The organism is Phocaeicola plebeius DSM 17135, assembly GCF_000187895.1.
In the GTDB taxonomy this organism is placed as follows: Bacteria; Bacteroidota; Bacteroidia; order Bacteroidales; family Bacteroidaceae; genus Phocaeicola; species Phocaeicola plebeius.
Window position 1 is genome coordinate 135867 of record NZ_DS990135.1, and the last position, 17853, is coordinate 153719.

A 17853-nucleotide genomic window follows, 5' to 3' on the forward strand; every position below is an offset into this window, starting at 1 on the left:
ACGCTTTAATTGGTGTGTCGTGTGAAAGCGGCCAACCGTCCCTGGTAATAGGTCTTCCGGTTATGCCCCTTCATGGATTTGTAAATGACCGTGGAACGCACGGATTCGTTAAACTCACGCATCTCTTCGGCGGCTTTTTCCACCGATTCCTTCACCTGCTCGATAAAGGACATGCGCCCTTCCGAGTTCATCGAGAAGTAACTGGTCACGGTGGCCACCTTGAACAGCAGGTCGGTACTCAGGCTCAGATTGACGGTCACACGCTGAAAGTTGAGAAATTTCAGGCAGTGGTAATTCGATCCTACGTTCAGGTAAAAGCTGTAGTCGCTGCTCAGGCAGGCTACGTCGTCCAGCAGGTCGGCAAGCTCTTTCAATGATTTGAGTTCCTTCAACTGGTCGATCTTTTGCAGGCCGAGCCGCAGTTCCTGGGCATCGATCATTTCATTGATTTGTGTAACCCATTTCTTGACATTGGCGATCCATTCCGTTGAGTTCAGCAGGGTGTGGCCGGGATCATGCACGACGAACTGGGCATGAACACTGCCGGTTCCCATCAGCCCTATCGAGGCGGCAAGTCCGAGTATGAGAATGATTCTTTTCATGACGGTTATTTGTTGGTGATGAATAATAGGGTGAATATGACACATACCAGCCAGGCTGTCAGATAGCTCTTGGCATTTTCCTTTTTCGTGGCGAGTGCCCATACCACGAAAATGAGCGCAACGCCCAAAAGTGCGGCGGCAATGCTTCCGGCAAGATTGTATGCGCTGCCGTTGAAGTCGGTTGACCAGCCTAGAAGGGCGGTCAGCCCTTGGGTGGCGTCATCCATACTTTTTCCTCCTTTCCTCCAGATAGCGGTTGATGGCCGTATAGGTCGAGCCGCTTTCGTTGAACAACTGCTTCAGTCGTACTACTGTCGCCTGGCGCGAATCGAAGGCTACGGCGGCGAAGTCGGACACCTCGTTGCGGAAGATGAAGGCATCGTTCGACATCTTGATGAAAAACTCTCTCCAGCGTTCCGTGCGCTGCAACGACTCGATCATATAGGCCTCTTCGTCCGTGATGGAAAGCACGGCTTTCACTTCCGGCAGGTTCTGCCGGTGTTCTGAATGGTCGAGGATAATCTTGGTCGCGCAGTTGATGATGATGGAGTCCTTGATACTGGACGGCATGTTTTTCAAAAACAGGATGTTCTGTGCGGCCAGCGTGATGCTTCCCTCCTTTTTACGGAAGGTTCGGTACAGGTAGGCGATGAAGTCTCCGAATTTCTCGTCTTGCAGGAAGTCGAGTGCTTCGTCGATGATTAGCTCTTTGGCAAACCCCTGGCGTTTCTTGATTTTATCCACGATCATTTGCAGGGTGATGATGGCAACGAGTGGAAAGTACTCTTTCTTAGAGGCATCTTCCATATCGAAGGCTATCAGCCGGTCATGCACGATATCCACGTTCTCGGTAGCGTTCAGCAGGAATGACAGCTCTCCGTCCGTATAGGGTTCCAGTAAAAGCAACAGCTCCTCTATCTCGAATTTCTGTTTCTCAAACTCGGTCATCCGTTTGCTGAACACTTCCTTCAGATAAGCCCGGTAAGTTATCAGCGTCGGGAAGATACGCTCATGCTTCTCTCCTATTGAAGAATTGTTCACATAGTCGTAAAATCCGATGACGGATTTCCTGAGAATGGCGTTTTCGGCAGGCAGCATGGGTTCACGTACCTTCCAAATGTAGCTGATAATGGCGACGATGGTCTTTATCTGGTCATCGGCAGACTCGGCATCCGTGGTGTCGATGTACAGGTATTTGCCGTTCTTGTCACGGTCACACAAGAAGGGGTTGAACGCAAATTTCTTCTGCTCGGTAGAGTCGAAGTATTTGCCCCGGTTCAAGGCTATCATCGAGCGGTAAGAGCCGCCGATGTCAATGATCATCACATCCCGGCCCAGCTCATAGCTTTGCAGGATGTAATTGTTCAGCCAGAAAGATTTACCGGAACCGGACGGGCCGATAACGATGCGGTTCTTGTTGTTCAGCGCCGGATAATCCCAGAGGTTTATCTTGGCGGGAGTACCGAAACGGTCATGGTAGATATGCCCTTTCTCGTCCGAAAGGTACATCCCCTCTTTTTGCAGATAGCAGATGGCCTGCTTGGTCGTGTTGACGAAGCCCCGGTAATTGGCCCTGGCATTGCCGGGTATGTTGCAGAAGAACAGGTTGCACAGCTCGGCGTTCTCCACATAGCACGAACTTTGGTTCATAAAGCTGAAGCCTTGCTGTACCAGTGCGGTTTTCCGCATGAGCGAGGTGCGGTCTGTATCGTTCAGCACGACATTGAAGGCGGTATAGGCGGTCTGGTAGTCGAACTGGGTAATCTCATCGCAGAAGGCTGCCTGCTCGCGTTGCTTCTCTGCCGCCGGAGGGTAGAAGTTGGTGATGTAGTTCAGCGCGTCTTTCTCCGCACCGATGGCCGTTACGGTGGCATCTGGATCGGTTATCTCTATCACGATGTTTACGATGTGGTTGAACGGCAGGCCAAGTCCTACGGGGTACAGCATCGAGCATTTGCTCCGTATGCTGTCCGGTATCTCTATGTTTCCCCCGTATGCCTTCGACTTGCCGGTGTGCGGCACGGCCAGTTCCTGAAGATGCTCGCCTTCGTTGGTCAGCGAAAGGATGGAAACGTGCTGCTGCCCTATTTTCATGCTTCCGCTTTCACTGACAGCCATAGGGTTGACGCTCTTCTGCGTGGCATCGTTTTCCGGTGTCTCGTAAGAGAGGTTGACGTAGTCGTAGATGGCGTTGTTCAGTTCCGTATCATCCATCTTGCGTATCTCAAACTGCTGGATGGACGACAAACCGTTCTCAAAGTTCATCAGAAAGGCTTCCATTTCTGTCAGCCGTTGCTGATATTCCTTATAAGGTTGCTTGAACGGGTAGTGCAGCTTTCGCATCAGCGAGGTGCCCGATGCGCTTTTGCGTATCTTACCGTTTCGGCTGCCGTTCGTGAACGTCACATACAGGTTGGTGTAACTGTTCAGTATCTCCTTGCCGTTGAAATGACGGTTGTTCTCCGCTATCAGGGCATTGGAAGAGTATTCTGCATGATGGTATCGCCCCGTATAGTAGAAATTCTGCTGATGGATGACCGTGCCTGCCGGAAGCAGCTTCAAAAGAGCCTCCAACCGCTCATGGATGTATTGCGCCTCGCTTTCCGACAAGGTGAACACTTCGGGCAGAAGCAGCCGGTAGCCGACGGTGATGTCACCGTTCCCGTTGATGACGGCGTTCTCCGTGATGGTCTGGATAGGCAAGACACTTTCCAGATCCACGGATTTGTCCTTCACCTCTATCTCTGTCTGCCGGATATACAGCAGAGCAATCAGCAGGCACAGCGCACAGATTAGCAGGGATATGAGTATGATGATTCCTATCATGGTTGCTGTTTTAGGATGAATTTGAAAATCTGCCGTTTGTCCGTTATCTGCCGGGGGGTGGCGTTCTTGATCCGGAGGCCGGTCAGGTAGTCCGGGTTACCGGCCTTGTGTTCCTTTTTCAAGGTTTGGAACAGCAGACCGGATAGAAACAGAATGGCGGAAATGATTCCGATGATGAGTATCGGGTGCAGCTGCTTGAATATGCTCACGATGATGATGATGGCCGTCAGCAGCATGAAGATGGCGAACTGTCCCGATGACAGACCGAAGAACTTGATCGGCTTGTTGATTTTACGCATGGTTCTCATGGCTCTTCGTTTTTAGATAATCAGGAAGGCTACCATGATGACTACCACGGCGATGATCCAGCCGAGCAGGTATTCCTTGGCATGGGGATTGTTCGTGGCAAGCGAATAGATGACAAAGACCAGAGCGATGCCGAGTACCGCCGCCAAAATGTATTTGGCTACGTCCAGAATGGTGTCCGCACCCTCTTTGGCTTTGTCTGTCACTTCGGATAGGCTGTTAATCTTCAGGCCGCTTTGTGCCTCCGCCACTTGTGCCGTTCCCAACAGCGTGAAGAATATGAGAAAGGTGAAGATAACCTTTCCATAGCGGTTAATGACTTGGTTCGCTTTTTCTCTTACATTTTCGATTGCTTTCATTTTGTTCCTATTTTTTAATTAAACATGAATCGTTTTCAGTCTCTCCCATTGCACATCCTTATACTTGATGGATATGGGCTCTTCTTTCGGCTGTTCCGGCAGTGGTTTGCCTGAGTAGTAGTAGGCTCTTCCATGCAGGTACATATCGGCTATCTCGGCAGCCAATTCCTCTTCTTCCAGCTCAGGCTGAAATACCACGCAGATGACCGGACAGGCTCTCTCCTGCCCTTCCTTGCGCACCGCCTCCCTTATCGGCTTCTCTTTCTCCTTTCCGGAAGAAAGTGCTTTCTTCTTTTTCCGAAAGTAAAAGTGAAGCGTGACACAGGCGAGTATGGCAACCAGTATCAAATCCACTACGTTCATAAGAGTTGCCAGATAATGAGCCAAGTGACCAATGCCGTGATATAGGTGATGATGGCCTCTTTGGTGCGCTCGTGGTTGCTTATCAGCTTTTTAAGTACCGCTAGTCCGGCACATAGAAAGCCTACCCCTATCAGCATGGCGCCTATTTCACGGTATAAGGAGATCAGGCCGGATACATTTGTATCGGCTAACAATATGATAATAAGCATGGTGATATGATTTGTCGGTTAGTAGAGCAGTATCTTTATTCCTACGTTCCAGACAGTGTTCCACTTGTCAATGGATAGGGGATTCCAATGTTGTTGTATGCGGGCAAGCAATGCCGTTCGGGGCAGGATGAATACTTCCAGTTCCGTTTCCAGTTTCGGGCCGATGATGAAGTTGTATTCCTTATCGGGGTGGCGGACGTATTCTGTACCGATGAATCCTCCCAGGCCGATGCCCCAGTAAACGGATTTCAGGTTGCAGGCCAGGGTTCTGTAATAACCGCCGTCCACAAAAAAGTCCTTACCCTTGTCATGTATCGTTTCGGGAATCGTTTCTTCCGGGTTCAAGGTAGAGACTTGCGGTAGGTTGGCTGTATATTCGTAAGGTTTCTCAAAATAGCTAAACCCGGCTTTCCAATAGCTTGTCCGGTTGATGTATCTGGAAAAGGACAGGTTGTAATAGTTGCCTGCATTGCCGAACAGGTTAGTGCCGTAGTTCAATTCAAGTGCCGGGATGTTCTCATAATGGCGTTGCGCAAAAGCGCTTACGGTGCATAACAGCAGGCTAAGGCTGATAGCAGTCAGTCTGATGTGTTCCATGGGAATTACTCTTTAGGTTATTAATGTTATATATTTTTCTATTTGTCTCATACGGTGTTTCCAATTTACGCGGATTCCTGTCGGCAGAACCGAATCAAGGTGCTTATCGCGTTGTTTTCGCTCCAAACATATAGATTATATACGGGAGGACAAATTTTATGAAGGGCTTTTAAAGGGCCTTTCGTGTTTATTTAATGTGCATTAAAAAATACATGTGCCGTAAACCGGCAGGTGTGGAATAATTCTACAGAAAAAAGCCGGATAGGATTAGTTGTGTAAAACTGTCCTGCCCGGCTTATAGGGTTTGGTTTATATGCGCTTTCGGATGTTGCTCAATGCTTGTGGCGTGATGCCGATATAACTTGCTATGTCTTTTAAGGGTATTGAACGTAACAGCCATTTTTCATTGGCCAAAAGCGCTTTGTAACGCGCTTCGGCATCCAGTGTGTAAAACTCCTCTTCCCTTATTATTTTGCGGTTGATGGATCTTACCAAATGTATTCTGGCCAGCTTGTTGAAATTGATGGATAACTCATATAGCTGATGAAGATCTTTTTTGGGCAATCTCCAGATCTTGCATGGCTCCAATGCCTTGATATTGTAGTGGGCATGGTGTTCTTCATGTGAAAGGAAAAAATTGATGAACTCTTTGGCTTGGATAAACCGTGCTGAAATCTCTCTATTCTCTTTGTCCGGAAACCATAACCGGACGATGCCGGATTCCAGATAATAGAGGTAGCATACTTCCTCGCCCCTGGTGACGAGGTGTTCTCCCTTTTTGATATGGATAAGCTCGAAATGAGCATCAAGATACGCCTTTTCTTCGTCTGTCATCCGCACGTGAAGATGGGCGCCCATTACCATGAGCGTCTCATCTATCAGGGTGGCAATTGTTTGAACCATTGAATTTGTTTTATGTTTATATAAGGGTACGGAAACGTACCCTCTAACATGGACGTGGCGTTCCAACAACAAAGGCACGCCACGTACCAGTTTCATACTGGTACAGGCATGCGCCTGTTGTTGTTAATTCCTTAACGATAGATGCCACTCTTTTGTTAGACAGACGGACGTATGTAAAAAGCGGGCTGCCAATTTTCTGACAATCCGCTGCAAAGATACTATTTTATGGTTTTTGTTCCAACTTTTAGGGATTTAAGTTGACGGCAAGGTCTTCTGGACGAATGCCTACTACCTTTATATAGATATCCCGGTAGATGTTCTCCTTAATCTCCTTGTCCTCTTCAGAATAAAGCCATGCGGTAAATTCATGATAATATTCGCCGGTTCCCAATTTAAAGAAATCCTTATATTGATAATGTCTGCTCACGGGAATGCCTTTCTTGTTTAACAAGAAGCATGATTTAAGCGCATCGTGATATTGCGAGGTCAGTATCGCCTTTATCTTTTCGTCGAAATATTCCAATGTTTCCTGGTCAAAGAAAAACTGTACGGTGTAGGGCCACTTCTCCCCTTTTCCTTTGATGTACTGGTATTGGAATTTGGTTCTCTCCAGCTTTTTGTTGATACCGTTTAAGATGCTGGTCACCTTCTTCTTCCGGTCATGGTTGTCCTTTACCGTTACATCAAATTCCTTGGCAAGTTGGTCAACCGTAACGGTGAAATAAGGTGCTTGTCCTTGGTCAATCTTATACTTGATCAGGTAAATCATTTTCGCCAGGTTCAGATAAAACTTGCGGTAGCCTTTGCGGTTGGGCAGGTTACGGTAGTCTTTCAGTTCCAGCAGATTGTATTCGGTAAGCAAAGTATTCATCAGATCTTTGCTCAGATGCACGTTGTAATTCCGCTTGGTGCGCTTTTTCGTGCCGAAGTTATCCTTTATCTCAAAGCGGTCCAGTATTTGAATGAACTTATATTGCGTCTTGCCGTTCATGGCGTATGCTACACTGAGGTTGGATGTCCCTAAACGGTATAACGCCGCTTCAAAGGTGTTCTCTATCGGATGCTCTATCTTTTGGCCGTTCTGTTCGGTGATATATACCGGACGTTGGTTGCTGAACAGGAAATCAAGCTGCTTCTCGGTCAGTTTTCGTTGCAACTTGGTTCGTTCATACCCCATGACCTCACAAAAATCGTTGATGGAGAACCAGCAGTCGCCGAACAGATCTTTCATTTGTGAAGATGCCACGTAAATGATAATGTCAGACATGACAGTGCCGCCTGCATCAAATAGAACTTCCAATACTTTCGTGTTGGAAGACTCGCTGAGAGTCCTGGGGACTCTGCTCAACTCTTTTTGTGTATTACTTTCCTTCATAGGCGGACACTTGTTGTTTACTGATGCAAAGATACGTTTTTTTACGGAGATAGTGAATCTAACTCCCTATAAATGAAGATTCCAAAGCATTTTTTTCGTGCTGTTTCTTGATTTAGTTGTGTAAAAGTGTCCCGACTACGGCTGTTTCCGATCCCCCAGTTGTGTAAAAGTGTCCCGAATGGCCGGTTTAGTTGTGCAGAAGTGTCCCGGATTCCTGATTTAGTTGTGTAAAAGTGTCCCGAATGCAGATTCTAGTTGTGTAAAAGTATCCCGACTTTCCTGTTCAGTTGTGCAGAAGTGTCCCGAATAGTCGGTTAGTTGTGCAGAAGTGTCCCGGTTACGAGAAGATGCCAGTAAGTGCTAACTTGCAATAATATAGTTGATTATACGGAAAACCTCCCTTATTAGTTGTGTAAAAGTGTCCCACAAATACTTAAATCCCTAAAAACCTAAATAAAACGAAGAAATGATTTTGTTACCGTATTCTTACTTTCGGAAAAAATTTTGAGGTGGAAACAAGTAGAGGTTTGAATTCTTTAACATATTGTCCAGGATAATAGGCAAAGGGATTTTTCCGCAGTTGTGTAAAAGTGTCCCGGTTCAATGCCGGCCTTCACTAAAACGGTGTGCAAAAATAACGCCTGCCCGACGGATGCAGTCGAACAGGCGTATATATTTTTCCGAAAGTAGAATCAGATGCTCATATACTTCTTCAGTATCGCTTGAATCTCCTTGTTATGGCTGGTCAATATGTCTTCAAGAATGTTGTTTGCGATGTTGTGCATTCCTAATCCAGTGGCCATAGCAATCTGCTTCAGCTTTCTGTGGGTTTCGCTGGATATCCGGATTACTTCGGTGTTCTTTAATTTTCGCTCTTCCAGATATTCCGAGAATTTTTTTCCGCAGACTTTGCTTTCTTCTGTTTTTGGAGAAGACTGCACGGAAGGTTTGGATTCCGGCTTTTCCATTTGTTCCGGCTGAGGTTCTTGGACGGTTTCTTTGACTGGAGCCGATTCTTTCACCTCTTCATGGATGGGGTGCTCAATCGCAGGTTGGGGGATAGTGCTTTCCGCAACACTTCCGATCTGCTGGATTTCCTGCTCTTTCTTACTGGCGCTTTGCAGCAAGAGTTTTCTCATGGCGGCTGATGATGTCCTTTCTTTGTTGGTTGCCATAGCTTTATTCTCCTATATGGTTACAGATTAATTCCAATACCTCTTCACAGAAAGCATCACAGGGATGATGGTACGCTTTACTCAGCGTACTTAAATTGCGTTGATAGTCAACCCTTGAATCCTTGATGTAGTTTTGCATCAACTCGAAAGGCAAGGTTTTTTTATTTTTCAAAATTTCTTTGAACTCCAGCACATTCGGAAGAACACGGTTCATAACACCACGCACGGTAGTCTTTTTACCAATCTTTCGACGGCTTTCGATAATCCCTTCATAGATGTTATAGTAAAAGGTCAATGTAGGTCTTAAATCGGTCTGGTTCGGTTCGAAGGGAATGATGATCACGTCAACGAAGTGCAGCGTTTCAACTACACCGTTTTGTTTCAGGTTACCCGGAAAATCGACAAGTATAATGTCGTAATTGTCCTGAAGGAAATCCAGTTGGTTGATGAACTCTGAGGAAGAGATATTGATAACCTCATATTCTTCTTCCTTTTTCATGATTCCGTCCTCGGCTTCGTCCTCACGTAATTTTCCGATAGTGTTCTGCATGTCGTCGATATCCACCACGGCAATGGATAAGCCCCCCTCTTCGTTTGACTGCGAATGAATATAACCTGCAAACAAAGCTGTCAGCGTAGACTTCCCTACCCCGCCCTTGGGATTCTCAAAAGCTACGACTACTCCTGGTAATATTTGTCCCATAATGTACGTTTTTAAGTATGTGCGCAAATATATAAATAATAAATTAAATAATTGCATACTTTTATAATTAATTTATTATACACTTTTTTACTTAATTGTATAAGTAATTACATATATAAATATAAATATAAATATGTACATACTTAATCTTATAATTAAGTATGTATGTTCATACTTTGTAATAATATAATTAGTAATTATGTATTTTGTAACTAATGGCTTTCCGTTCGCCTGTTACAATGTGCGTAGTTACTTTGTAACAAAGTGAGCGGTTAATCTGGATTAAGAAATCAAGACTTTTGTCTGGTTTTGTTTCACAGCTGAGTATTATTGTATATCTTTGCTAATGCAAGGTATGTTTTTGTGGGTACAAAAAACCTTGCGACAGCCGAGCTGCCGACCAATGTTCGTTACACTCACATACTCTGTATATATGAAAGAGAATCGAGATATAAGTATAAAGATCCGCTTGACGGAAGCCGAGAAAGAACAGCTTCTTCAACGTTCAAAGGAAGAGGGAAAATCCCTTTCTTCCTTTATCAGAGAGTCTGCCTTGAAAGGCAGAAGCATATCGAAAACCGATGTGCAAATGATATATGAACTTCGTAAAATAGGAGCCAATATCAACCAGCTTGCCAAACATATCAATACGCTTCCGTCCGATGAAAATATATTGTATTCATTGGATCGGATTAACCAATACCTTTCGGATGTAGAAACCATTAACCGGAAATTGTTATGATAGCCGAGATACAACCTTCTTTCTCATCCCACCTGTCCATGAGCCGGAAAATTGAATACCAGCTTTCCAAGGTCAAGGAAGGAAACGGAAAAGTGCTTTACACCTCCACTGGTGACGAACTGGCCGCCATGCCAGCCTACATGAAACTTATCTCCCAGTTGAATGACCGGGTGAAACTACCTTATGCGGAATTTATTCTGAGCCTCTATCCGGGAGAAAGCCTTTCCGATGAACAGTGGCTTTCTCTTGCCGGGGAATATATCGAGAGGATGGGGTACGGAAAGTCCTGTTATGCCGTTGTCCTAAATACCGACAAGGCACACAGCCATGTGCATGTGCTGCTGACCACAATTGATGAAGAAGGCAAAAGCATTCCTTCCGGAAATAATTACAGCCGTTCCGAAAAGATCTCAAGGGAACTGGAGCAGAAGTACGGTCTGTTGCCTTTGGAAAGGGAAGGAGGCAAGAGAACCACGTTGGGAGAGGCGCAATACCGTAACTATTATTTCGATGCGGCCTTGAAGAAAGCCATGCGTAGTTATAATTACAAGGATAAGGTATCGGCTGTCCTGGAACAATCCGATACATACCGGTCTTTGAATAAACCCTTGCAAGAAATAAAATTGGCCAATGAAGAATGGCGTGTCCTATTGGGGGATGAAAGCTATGACAACCTTTTCGCATTGCTGGAAAAAGGAGGTTTTTTCAACCCCTTGTTCAAGGATGAACTGTTACAACAGCTTGACCGCATCTACTCTTTTTCCGAAAGTACATCCGATTTCCGAAGGAACCTGGAACAAGAAGGATTGTATATGCGTCTGGTCACCAAGAAGGACAAATCCTATTATGTCTATGGCATCAAGGATTCAGGCTTTTACCTGAAGGACGTTTCACTTCCTCAGAAATATCGTTTTGGTAATATTCGTTTTGATGGCCGGGGCATGAGCGCCGATGAACAGAAGCATTATCTCTATGACCATGTGTTTAAGGCATTGAACGCTTCTTTAGGCTATGAGGATTTTAAGAAAAGGTTGGCGGAAGAATCGATCCGTGTGACGGAACATGTAAACAGCAAAGGCGCATACGGGATTTCCTTTTATATGGAAAACGTGGAAAATGCTCATGTCTTTAAAGGTGCGGATCTTTCCCGTAAGCTCACTTATCAGAATATCCAGAAGCATTTCGATGGTGTGGCTGTCGGTCTCTCGCCACATATCGATAGGGTAGGGGAGTTCCGTGAGCGGGTGGATCGTGAGGCTTTCTATATGCAGGGTGGGGGAGTTATGGCCATTCCGGAACTTGACATTACCGGCAGCGGGAAGAAGTCGCAAGAGGATGATCTCATACCGTCCAAAAAGAAACGGAAACGCAAGAGTGGTCCCGATTTCTCATTATGATGAATACTAACTTAATATATTTGCTTTATGAATTATCAGACCGTTTTACAGAATTATCATCCCACTGAACAGGGGGATTTCATGTTGAGATATGAGATAGGTGGCCGGGGATATGTCGTTTACTCACCGGAGAAGGATGCGTTGTCTTGTATTGAATTACATGGCTTTTCCGAGCTTACTCCTTGGCAATTGGCTTTTGTTCTTTCCTTGGATATGCAGCAGATGAAAGAACAGGACGAGCTTTCTCTCTTCGTATGTTGTAAGCGAGAAAAGCTCTTGTCTTATCTTTTCGATGTGGAGGAAAGCGAAACCGTCTTGAAGACAAAGCACGTGTCCGGTTGGCAGGGCTATCTGATGATGGATATCCATAAGCCGGACAGGGTACGGAACGTGTTCCAGTTCCATCCGGAAACGAAAGAAGCCCGTTTGGTCTTTGATAACCGTTTATGTGTCGCTTCCCTTCGTGAGAAAGAAAAAGGAAAGCTCATCCATCTCTGTTGGAGTCCTTCTGTCTTTGCTGCCATCGATAAGGGAGGAGAGCGTACCGCACCGGCTTATCTGTTGGCTTCTGATGCTGCCTTGTTGCATGGGTATGCCATGAAACAGATTGCGGAATGCTTTGCCGGTACACCGGTTGAAGAACGGGTTATCGGTATTCATGTAGGGGATAATGTCTATGAGGCCTTGTCTTTTGTGTGCTATTACGTCCGTAACGTGCAGGATGAATATTTGGTTATTCCTGAGCGGAAAGATGGGATGGTGATTCTTGAAACCCCGAAATGGAATCCGATACGCCAGGCTAACTTCGTGGCTTCACTGAACAAGATGGCGGTTGACCAGGCGAAGAAACGCTATCCGGAAATGGAGGTTCCGAATGAACGGCCATTCACGTGCCTCTCTTTTGCCCGGAAGTCTTTCGTCTATTTCCCGGATCTGAAGGTGTATCAGGAGGTGTTCTTGAAGATGTATTTGGGGTTGGTGAGGTTACAGGAGGTGCATTTGCTGGGGTAAGGAACAATTGCAGTGCTGCTTATAAAATAGTGGCACTACTATTGTTAGAGTACTTCTATCATTCCTTTGGTTACGGCATCGGCCAGTAGTCTTTTTACAATCCTGCCACTGGGAGGATTGGTTATCCCAAGCGTTATCTCAACCCTGTTTGATAGAGGATGATAGTGCAGGTATTGGAGGATTTCATCTTCAATAGTCATGTTATAATTCTTTTATCGGGACAATTTTGCCTGATATTTATGCTTTTGTTTATTGTTCTGTCCCGATAGAGATTATTTTGGATGGACAAAGAAACGCTATCCAGAAATGGAGGTTCCGAATGAACGGCCATTCATGTGCCTTTCTTTTGCTGGAAGTCTTTCGTCTATTTCCCGAGTCTGAAGGTGTATCTGGAGATGTTTTTGAAGATGTATTGGGAATTGGTGAGGTTACAAGAGGCGCATTTGTTGGAATAAGGAAAAGGGTGCATCTAATGCCCAATTTGAAAGGATCACCTGCTACAGATAACTGTAACAGGGATATTATCCTTAAAAAAGTGAGTTAGATACACCATTTTAAAGTGCTTCTGTTATTTCTTTGTTTACGGTGTTGGGGAATAATCTTTTTATTACTCAGTTATAGGGAAAATAGGTCTGATATTTATGTTTGGATTATATACTTTGAGGATAAGTGAAGAAAGATATCTGAAGGTGGATTCTTTTATTTAGAGTTCCTTTTAGAATAAGATTTCGCCAAACAGAAATATATTTAGAATTGTTTCTCATAAACCTCAATGCTGCAACATTGAAGTCCAATCTGTAAGCTTGATATCTTATACATTTATTCTTATTTCCAACTTTTCATATAGCACAACTGCCTTTATCAGAGGCAGATTCTCCTTGCAGAACCATGGAAAATCGATACATCTGAAATCGACATGGCTCTCCTCCAGCAGATTGAGAAAACGGATGTCGTCTATCATCCCTTTTAAGGAAACGAACAGGAGAGGTATCTTTTTTCTTTGAGAATAAATTCAATCTCTCAAAAATAGCATATATAATGACTTGAAATTCAGTGTATTGAAAATTTCATAGTTTTAATTGAGGAACAAATAAGAAACAAAATTGCTAATTAAAGGCATTTCCCGATTTTTTGTTTTCACTCTGTTTCTTTCCTTGCACTTGCTTATAATCGGGACTTCTTGAACCAGCTTCCTTCCAGAATTTTTTTCCTCGTCCGACGGTTGTATTTGAACTTCCAAGAACCATTGCAGCCAAAAGAAAAGCAAGCCTTCTCTAATTCATACAAAGATAAGGAAAAACTTATAGGCAGGCAAATTTGTCTGCCTAAATATAGTTTACTTTGATTTAGCATATATATAGGCTAATGGACTAAACTAAACCTTTTCCCGAACTTCGTAAAACGCTCTGGTCCCATTGTACAGCCAAAAGAAAAAAATATTCCACGGCATATTTTTCTTTTCGCTGCAACTCCCTTTTTATAAACCATCAACCCTTTACACGAGATCTTCTCTTCCCTGTATTCGTACATCCGCTTTCGGGCTGCTGATATGAATTGTGTCGCAAAGGTATCTGTCATGTCTTTCTTGTATGCAAGGTCTCTGCCTGACGGTTCACGACAAAATCTCCACGCTCCGCTTTGCGGAGGTAGTATTTGGTTGTGAAACCCTGCATAAAGAGCCATGCCACCTTTTAAGGCGACATAATTAAATCAAGCCCGAAAGTAGCTGATTGCTACAAGAGGGAAAAAAGAAAACTTAAAATTCAAAGTTATGGCAAACTATGCAACAAACATTTTTCATGCAAGTACAGAAAACAAGCAAGACCTCGATAAAATAGAGGCATTTCTGGACGATAATTTCAACGGCTTTGTCAATCGGTATAGTGATATAGTAGATGCCGAATTTTCTTCCCGTTGGGAATACCCGGAAAAAGAAATCGACGAACTGGTAGCTTCTTTGGAAGCCAAAGATAAAATCTATATCCGCATACTGACATACGAGTTAGAGGACGAATACGTGAGCTTTCGGATATTCTCGCAAGGCAAGTGGGACATTAAGCTGTAACCTAAAAACGCATTCACTATGTACGAATACGAAGAAGACAGCGATATTATCGGTTTGTCCTGTACACTGCTCAATCCATACAAAGGTTACACGGAAGGTACAATCGTGGGCGACTATGGTAACACCATAGTTGTCCGCCTTGAAAGCGGCAAGGAAATTTCAGAATACCGTGATGAAGTGATTATCCATGATTAAACGATAGCAAACGTATGACACAGATAGCAACAAAATTCGTCAAATGGGATATTCCCGAACTGGCGACATTACAGGATAGCAAGGTTTACAAATTGCGGGTACACCTGAACAACGGAGGCAAGTTAAACAGGGAAGAAAAAAACTGGATTACCCGTAACGTGTGGGAAAGCATCTATTTCAAACGTGGAATTGCCTTGAACGGTTATCACTTTGACTTTTCCGACGTCCTCAAGCGGTATTTCGTCAAACAGCACGGAAGCATTCACGAGTATTATGCGATTGACAAAACAGCTTTACGCTCGATACTGTACGGCAGGATCGAGGATATTGTAGAAGTGAACAATTAAAAAAACAAGGATATGGGAGAATACAAATTTTATCAAGACCGTAAGGTTACAAGTTGGGAGCGGGATTATTTCAGTGTAAAAGCAAACAGTTACGAAGAAGCCGAGGCAATCGTCCGCTCATGGAACTGTGAGGACGTGTCGAACATCATTGACAACCGTCTTTGCTATGAAGAGTGGCAAGCATTGACTGACACGTCAGAAAATATGCTCCCCGAAGAAAACGACGGCAACCCGACAATAGAGATTTTCAACGAAGACGGAGAATCCATAATGACCAATGTACCCAAAACACCTCAATCAAACCAATAGAACCATGAACGTAACAATCGAACACGTCTTTTGCCGCTATAGCGATGAAGCGGAAGAAATCTATTTCAGAATCATGAACACGATTCTTTTTGCAACTGACGAAACCGAACTTCGTGCAAGTATGGAACGTTTGAAAAACGAGACCTCACTCGATGAGTATTTTATATTCGGATACGGAGCACACCATATCTGGATAAACCAACGGCGACCGAGTGATAAAAACAGAATTTTCAAAAATCGGATTATGGTAGCCCATTTCTGACGGGAACGGGCAAGAGACCTCCGATGTACTTTTGCGGGCTGAACCGGAACTGCCAGTTTCAGCCCGTTTCTTTTTCTCTCGGCAGACATGCCGGCGCAATACCTTTTTTATCCTCATAATCATTATACAGCCCGGAGATCCATTTATATTTCTTTTCGCTGCAACCCTTTTATATAAGCTATCGGACCTTTTGCAAGAGACCTTCTTTTCCCTGTGTTCGCACATCGCTTTCGGGCTGCCTGATATGAATTGTGTCGCAAAGGTACTTGTCATGCCATTCTTGTATGCAAGGTCAAAGCCTGACGGTTCACGACAAAATCTCCACCCTTCGCTCCGCACGGGTAGTATTTAATCGTGAAACCTTGCATAAAGAGCCATGACACCTTTGGGGGCGACATAATTAAATCAGGCCCGAAAGTAGCTGGTGCTACAAGAGGGAAAAAAGAAAACTCAAAATTTTAGATTATGGCAAACGATGTAACAAATTCAAATGGACGAGTAACGGTAGACGAAGTAATACACAGAGATTCGGTTTTCAGATACCAACTGTTAGACCGCTTACGGTCAGACTGCGAGTATTACCTTAATTACGGTAACAGACATCCCAAATCTTTATGGGCTGGCGACGAAAAATTGCAAATTGAATTTATGATAAAACTGCATGAGAGTTTCAAAGAGGACGAAAAACCGGAGTGGCTTACGATGGATAAAATTTTGGAATACAGTAAGAGAATGATAGCTCAAGAAGAATAAAATTATCACAGAGAAACAGGTTAAAAATGTAATATTATGGCATGGTTGGCAGTAAATAAAGACGGAACAGAATGGATTATGCCCGAAAAGCCCGTTCGGGGCTGGTGTGGGCATTGGGAGTACTCGGAAGAAGTGTACATCGAGAGCGAGCAAGGGTACGTACCAATCGAGATAGAACTCCCAAAGGGGTCTGTTTACAAACTACTCGGTAAGGAACTGACATGGGATGATGAACCGGTGGAATTGCAGACCGAAACAGAAAGGAGGTAAAAGCAAGTGGGCTGAACGTAGCATCGGTTTCAGCCCGCTTATACCGGCTAAACAGGTACACACCGGCGGGAATCCCTTTTTTATCTCCGTAACAGACATCCGTACCGTTTCCTTCGGAAATAACCCTTTATACCTTTTGGCAGGCCATATCCTTTTGTAAAAGACGTCCATTCGTGCGAAGGGGCGGTTCCTCCGCTTTGTTTCAAGGCAGACTTCAGCCTTTTTTCCTTTTCCTCTTCTTTCCCTCATTTCTCTTGCCGGATAGAGACAGCGACATCAATACGCCGCATACATCTTTTGTCGGCTCTTCGTTTGGGCTCCTTTTCCACTATGCAGCGTACATGGTTGTATAAACGGTATATCGTTCTTGCCGCTTCAACCCCAAACAGCCGATACGCTTTCTTGCCAGATGTTCTTCCCGCCCACCTGCCGGAACGGGAGCGGTCTTGTGTCGGTGGACGGACAGGTCTTTCATGTCTCCGAACCCGCTGCGATTGTTTCGCCTCGACTTTTTCGCGACCGCTTTCTATTTGAAGTCGCCATATCGTTTTTCGTTGCAAAGTTAGTATGCAGACGGGCGCGACCTGGTGGTCTTGACCAATGGCGTATCGCACAAATCTTCCTTTATCGGGCCTGCGGTTTGGGGCTTCGCCTCCAAAATAAAGAGTATTTATGCGCTATCCTTGGTGCAGCCCTTTACTGCACCTACTTTTTATGCACCGTAAAACTGATTTATTAACTTCAAAAAGCAATCGCAATGAAAAAGATCGAGAACAATTTCGCAGTAACCGGATTCGTGGCAAAAGATGCCGAAGTCCGTCAGTTCACCACCACAAGTGTCGCACGTTTCCCGCTGGCAGTAGCCCGTCAGGAGAAGAACGGTGAGGAAACCAAGCGTATATCCGCTTTCATGAACATTGGAAAAGCCACACTAATTTGACCCACCCTGGCAAGTATTTTAGACCCAGTAAGGTTAAAATAATGAGACCCTCCTCACCAAAATAAGAATGTCCTTTTGAAACGCTAGTTTTTTAGGGTCATTTTGTAGTTTTGGTACTGAATCCACCACATGGGCGAGATAGCT

Annotated in this window: 24 protein-coding genes and 1 pseudogene; 11 read left to right on the plus strand and 14 right to left on the minus strand. The window is 44.6% G+C overall.

All coding sequences use genetic code 11. The annotated features are described in order from the left end of the window. Nucleotides 1-5 precede the first annotated feature (5 nt). From BACPLE_RS18390 to BACPLE_RS18445, 12 genes are all read right to left on the minus strand, one after another. Nucleotides 6-602 (minus strand): TrbJ/VirB5 family protein, encoded by a 597-nt coding sequence (locus BACPLE_RS18390; protein WP_005868889.1) that lies wholly within the window; start codon nt 600-602, stop codon nt 6-8. Between the two features lie 5 nt (nt 603-607). Beyond that, nucleotides 608-829, minus strand: a complete 222-nt coding sequence (locus BACPLE_RS18395; RefSeq protein WP_005868888.1) for a hypothetical protein — start codon at nt 827-829, stop codon at nt 608-610. Continuing rightward, complete coding sequence (locus BACPLE_RS18400) at nt 822-3428, minus strand: TraG family conjugative transposon ATPase (protein ID WP_005868887.1); 2607 nt, start codon at nt 3426-3428, stop codon at nt 822-824. Before BACPLE_RS18400 ends, BACPLE_RS18395 begins: the two co-directional genes overlap by 8 nt. Further along, on the minus strand, nt 3425-3736 hold the full coding sequence (locus BACPLE_RS18405) for a hypothetical protein (RefSeq protein WP_005868885.1): 312 nt from the start codon (nt 3734-3736) through the stop codon (nt 3425-3427). The genes BACPLE_RS18400 and BACPLE_RS18405 overlap by 4 nt, the downstream gene beginning before the upstream one ends. Before the next feature lie 12 nt (nt 3737-3748). Beyond that, complete coding sequence (locus tag BACPLE_RS18410; RefSeq protein WP_005868883.1) at nt 3749-4093, minus strand: hypothetical protein; 345 nt, start codon at nt 4091-4093, stop codon at nt 3749-3751. A gap of 18 nt (nt 4094-4111) precedes the next feature. Continuing rightward, nucleotides 4112-4456: a hypothetical protein gene (locus BACPLE_RS18415; RefSeq protein ID WP_005868881.1), complete on the minus strand. Its 345-nt coding sequence runs from the start codon at nt 4454-4456 to the stop codon at nt 4112-4114. Further along, nucleotides 4453-4665 carry a hypothetical protein gene (locus BACPLE_RS18420; protein WP_005868879.1) on the minus strand — a complete coding sequence of 71 codons (213 nt, stop codon included), beginning with the start codon at nt 4663-4665 and terminating at the stop codon, nt 4453-4455. Before BACPLE_RS18420 ends, BACPLE_RS18415 begins: the two co-directional genes overlap by 4 nt. An 18-nt stretch (nt 4666-4683) precedes the next feature. Further along, nucleotides 4684-5262, minus strand: a complete 579-nt coding sequence (locus BACPLE_RS18425; protein ID WP_005868877.1) for a conjugal transfer protein TraO — start codon at nt 5260-5262, stop codon at nt 4684-4686. A 309-nt stretch (nt 5263-5571) separates the two neighbouring features. Next, a complete protein-coding gene (locus BACPLE_RS18430; protein ID WP_005868875.1) occupies nt 5572-6165 on the minus strand; it encodes a Crp/Fnr family transcriptional regulator in 594 nt (197 codons plus the stop codon). A 244-nt stretch (nt 6166-6409) separates the two neighbouring features. Then, complete coding sequence (locus BACPLE_RS18435) at nt 6410-7540, minus strand: hypothetical protein (RefSeq protein WP_005868874.1); 1131 nt, start codon at nt 7538-7540, stop codon at nt 6410-6412. Between the two features lie 692 nt (nt 7541-8232). Beyond that, nucleotides 8233-8715, minus strand: a complete 483-nt coding sequence (locus BACPLE_RS18440) for a DUF3408 domain-containing protein (RefSeq protein WP_005868873.1) — start codon at nt 8713-8715, stop codon at nt 8233-8235. Nucleotides 8716-8719: 4 nt separating this feature from the next. Next, nucleotides 8720-9418: a ParA family protein gene (locus BACPLE_RS18445; RefSeq protein ID WP_005868872.1), complete on the minus strand. Its 699-nt coding sequence runs from the start codon at nt 9416-9418 to the stop codon at nt 8720-8722. Between the two features lie 403 nt (nt 9419-9821). Between BACPLE_RS18445 and BACPLE_RS18450 the strand changes: the two genes are divergently transcribed. From BACPLE_RS18450 to BACPLE_RS18460, 3 genes are read left to right on the plus strand one after another with little or no spacing between them, the layout of a single operon-like run. Then, on the plus strand, nt 9822-10160 hold the full coding sequence (locus BACPLE_RS18450; RefSeq protein ID WP_008770294.1) for a plasmid mobilization protein: 339 nt from the start codon (nt 9822-9824) through the stop codon (nt 10158-10160). Further along, a complete protein-coding gene (locus BACPLE_RS18455) occupies nt 10157-11557 on the plus strand; it encodes a relaxase/mobilization nuclease domain-containing protein (RefSeq protein ID WP_005868870.1) in 1401 nt (466 codons plus the stop codon). The genes BACPLE_RS18450 and BACPLE_RS18455 overlap by 4 nt, the downstream gene beginning before the upstream one ends. Before the next feature lie 27 nt (nt 11558-11584). Then, nucleotides 11585-12568 (plus strand): hypothetical protein, encoded by a 984-nt coding sequence (locus tag BACPLE_RS18460; protein WP_005868869.1) that lies wholly within the window; start codon nt 11585-11587, stop codon nt 12566-12568. 44 nt (nt 12569-12612) lie between these two features. Here BACPLE_RS18460 and BACPLE_RS19555 read toward each other — a convergent pair whose 3' ends face one another. Beyond that, nucleotides 12613-12768: a hypothetical protein gene (locus tag BACPLE_RS19555; RefSeq protein WP_005868867.1), complete on the minus strand. Its 156-nt coding sequence runs from the start codon at nt 12766-12768 to the stop codon at nt 12613-12615. A gap of 611 nt (nt 12769-13379) precedes the next feature. Next, a complete protein-coding gene (locus tag BACPLE_RS19120) occupies nt 13380-13529 on the minus strand; it encodes a hypothetical protein (protein WP_007564710.1) in 150 nt (49 codons plus the stop codon). Nucleotides 13530-14339: 810 nt separating this feature from the next. Between BACPLE_RS19120 and BACPLE_RS18480 the strand changes: the two genes are divergently transcribed. From BACPLE_RS18480 to BACPLE_RS18515, 8 genes and pseudogenes are all read left to right on the plus strand, one after another. Next, nucleotides 14340-14633 carry a hypothetical protein gene (locus BACPLE_RS18480; protein WP_007562314.1) on the plus strand — a complete coding sequence of 98 codons (294 nt, stop codon included), beginning with the start codon at nt 14340-14342 and terminating at the stop codon, nt 14631-14633. A gap of 18 nt (nt 14634-14651) precedes the next feature. Beyond that, nucleotides 14652-14828 (plus strand): hypothetical protein, encoded by a 177-nt coding sequence (locus BACPLE_RS18485; protein ID WP_007562312.1) that lies wholly within the window; start codon nt 14652-14654, stop codon nt 14826-14828. 14 nt (nt 14829-14842) lie between these two features. After that, nucleotides 14843-15175: a hypothetical protein gene (locus BACPLE_RS18490; protein WP_007562311.1), complete on the plus strand. Its 333-nt coding sequence runs from the start codon at nt 14843-14845 to the stop codon at nt 15173-15175. A gap of 12 nt (nt 15176-15187) precedes the next feature. Then, a complete protein-coding gene (locus BACPLE_RS18495) occupies nt 15188-15484 on the plus strand; it encodes a hypothetical protein (RefSeq protein WP_007562309.1) in 297 nt (98 codons plus the stop codon). 4 nt (nt 15485-15488) lie between these two features. Next, on the plus strand, nt 15489-15746 hold the full coding sequence (locus BACPLE_RS18500) for a hypothetical protein (protein WP_004289503.1): 258 nt from the start codon (nt 15489-15491) through the stop codon (nt 15744-15746). Between the two features lie 465 nt (nt 15747-16211). Then, nucleotides 16212-16499 (plus strand): LPD11 domain-containing protein, encoded by a 288-nt coding sequence (locus BACPLE_RS18505; protein ID WP_007562306.1) that lies wholly within the window; start codon nt 16212-16214, stop codon nt 16497-16499. 36 nt (nt 16500-16535) lie between these two features. Next, on the plus strand, nt 16536-16769 hold the full coding sequence (locus BACPLE_RS18510) for a hypothetical protein (protein ID WP_007562304.1): 234 nt from the start codon (nt 16536-16538) through the stop codon (nt 16767-16769). 757 nt (nt 16770-17526) lie between these two features. Further along, nucleotides 17527-17688, plus strand: a pseudogene (locus tag BACPLE_RS18515) (single stranded DNA-binding domain-containing protein); the annotation flags it as partial. Between the last annotated feature and the right edge of the window lie 165 nt (nt 17689-17853).

Bases quoted from the DNA above. Each gene is read 5' to 3' on its own strand.
- BACPLE_RS18510 (WP_007562304.1), top strand. From the start codon at position 16,536: ATGGCATGGTTGGCAGTAAATAAAGACGGAACAGAATGGATTATGCCC.
- BACPLE_RS18480 (WP_007562314.1), top strand. From the start codon at position 14,340: ATGGCAAACTATGCAACAAACATTTTTCATGCAAGTACAGAAAACAAG.
- BACPLE_RS18445 (WP_005868872.1), bottom strand. From the start codon at position 9,418: ATGGGACAAATATTACCAGGAGTAGTCGTAGCTTTTGAGAATCCCAAG.
- BACPLE_RS18415 (WP_005868881.1), bottom strand. From the start codon at position 4,456: ATGAACGTAGTGGATTTGATACTGGTTGCCATACTCGCCTGTGTCACG.
- BACPLE_RS18460 (WP_005868869.1), top strand. From the start codon at position 11,585: ATGAATTATCAGACCGTTTTACAGAATTATCATCCCACTGAACAGGGG.
- BACPLE_RS18485 (WP_007562312.1), top strand. From the start codon at position 14,652: ATGTACGAATACGAAGAAGACAGCGATATTATCGGTTTGTCCTGTACA.
- BACPLE_RS18495 (WP_007562309.1), top strand. From the start codon at position 15,188: ATGGGAGAATACAAATTTTATCAAGACCGTAAGGTTACAAGTTGGGAG.
- BACPLE_RS18395 (WP_005868888.1), bottom strand. From the start codon at position 829: ATGGATGACGCCACCCAAGGGCTGACCGCCCTTCTAGGCTGGTCAACC.
- BACPLE_RS19120 (WP_007564710.1), bottom strand. From the start codon at position 13,529: ATGATAGACGACATCCGTTTTCTCAATCTGCTGGAGGAGAGCCATGTC.
- BACPLE_RS18450 (WP_008770294.1), top strand. From the start codon at position 9,822: ATGTTCGTTACACTCACATACTCTGTATATATGAAAGAGAATCGAGAT.
- BACPLE_RS18505 (WP_007562306.1), top strand. From the start codon at position 16,212: ATGGCAAACGATGTAACAAATTCAAATGGACGAGTAACGGTAGACGAA.
- BACPLE_RS18490 (WP_007562311.1), top strand. From the start codon at position 14,843: ATGACACAGATAGCAACAAAATTCGTCAAATGGGATATTCCCGAACTG.
- BACPLE_RS18500 (WP_004289503.1), top strand. From the start codon at position 15,489: ATGAACGTAACAATCGAACACGTCTTTTGCCGCTATAGCGATGAAGCG.
- BACPLE_RS19555 (WP_005868867.1), bottom strand. From the start codon at position 12,768: ATGACTATTGAAGATGAAATCCTCCAATACCTGCACTATCATCCTCTA.
- BACPLE_RS18455 (WP_005868870.1), top strand. From the start codon at position 10,157: ATGATAGCCGAGATACAACCTTCTTTCTCATCCCACCTGTCCATGAGC.
- BACPLE_RS18405 (WP_005868885.1), bottom strand. From the start codon at position 3,736: ATGAGAACCATGCGTAAAATCAACAAGCCGATCAAGTTCTTCGGTCTG.
- BACPLE_RS18420 (WP_005868879.1), bottom strand. From the start codon at position 4,665: ATGCTTATTATCATATTGTTAGCCGATACAAATGTATCCGGCCTGATC.
- BACPLE_RS18425 (WP_005868877.1), bottom strand. From the start codon at position 5,262: ATGGAACACATCAGACTGACTGCTATCAGCCTTAGCCTGCTGTTATGC.
- BACPLE_RS18400 (WP_005868887.1), bottom strand. From the start codon at position 3,428: ATGATAGGAATCATCATACTCATATCCCTGCTAATCTGTGCGCTGTGC.
- BACPLE_RS18440 (WP_005868873.1), bottom strand. From the start codon at position 8,715: ATGGCAACCAACAAAGAAAGGACATCATCAGCCGCCATGAGAAAACTC.
- BACPLE_RS18435 (WP_005868874.1), bottom strand. From the start codon at position 7,540: ATGAAGGAAAGTAATACACAAAAAGAGTTGAGCAGAGTCCCCAGGACT.
- BACPLE_RS18390 (WP_005868889.1), bottom strand. From the start codon at position 602: ATGAAAAGAATCATTCTCATACTCGGACTTGCCGCCTCGATAGGGCTG.
- BACPLE_RS18410 (WP_005868883.1), bottom strand. From the start codon at position 4,093: ATGAAAGCAATCGAAAATGTAAGAGAAAAAGCGAACCAAGTCATTAAC.
- BACPLE_RS18430 (WP_005868875.1), bottom strand. From the start codon at position 6,165: ATGGTTCAAACAATTGCCACCCTGATAGATGAGACGCTCATGGTAATG.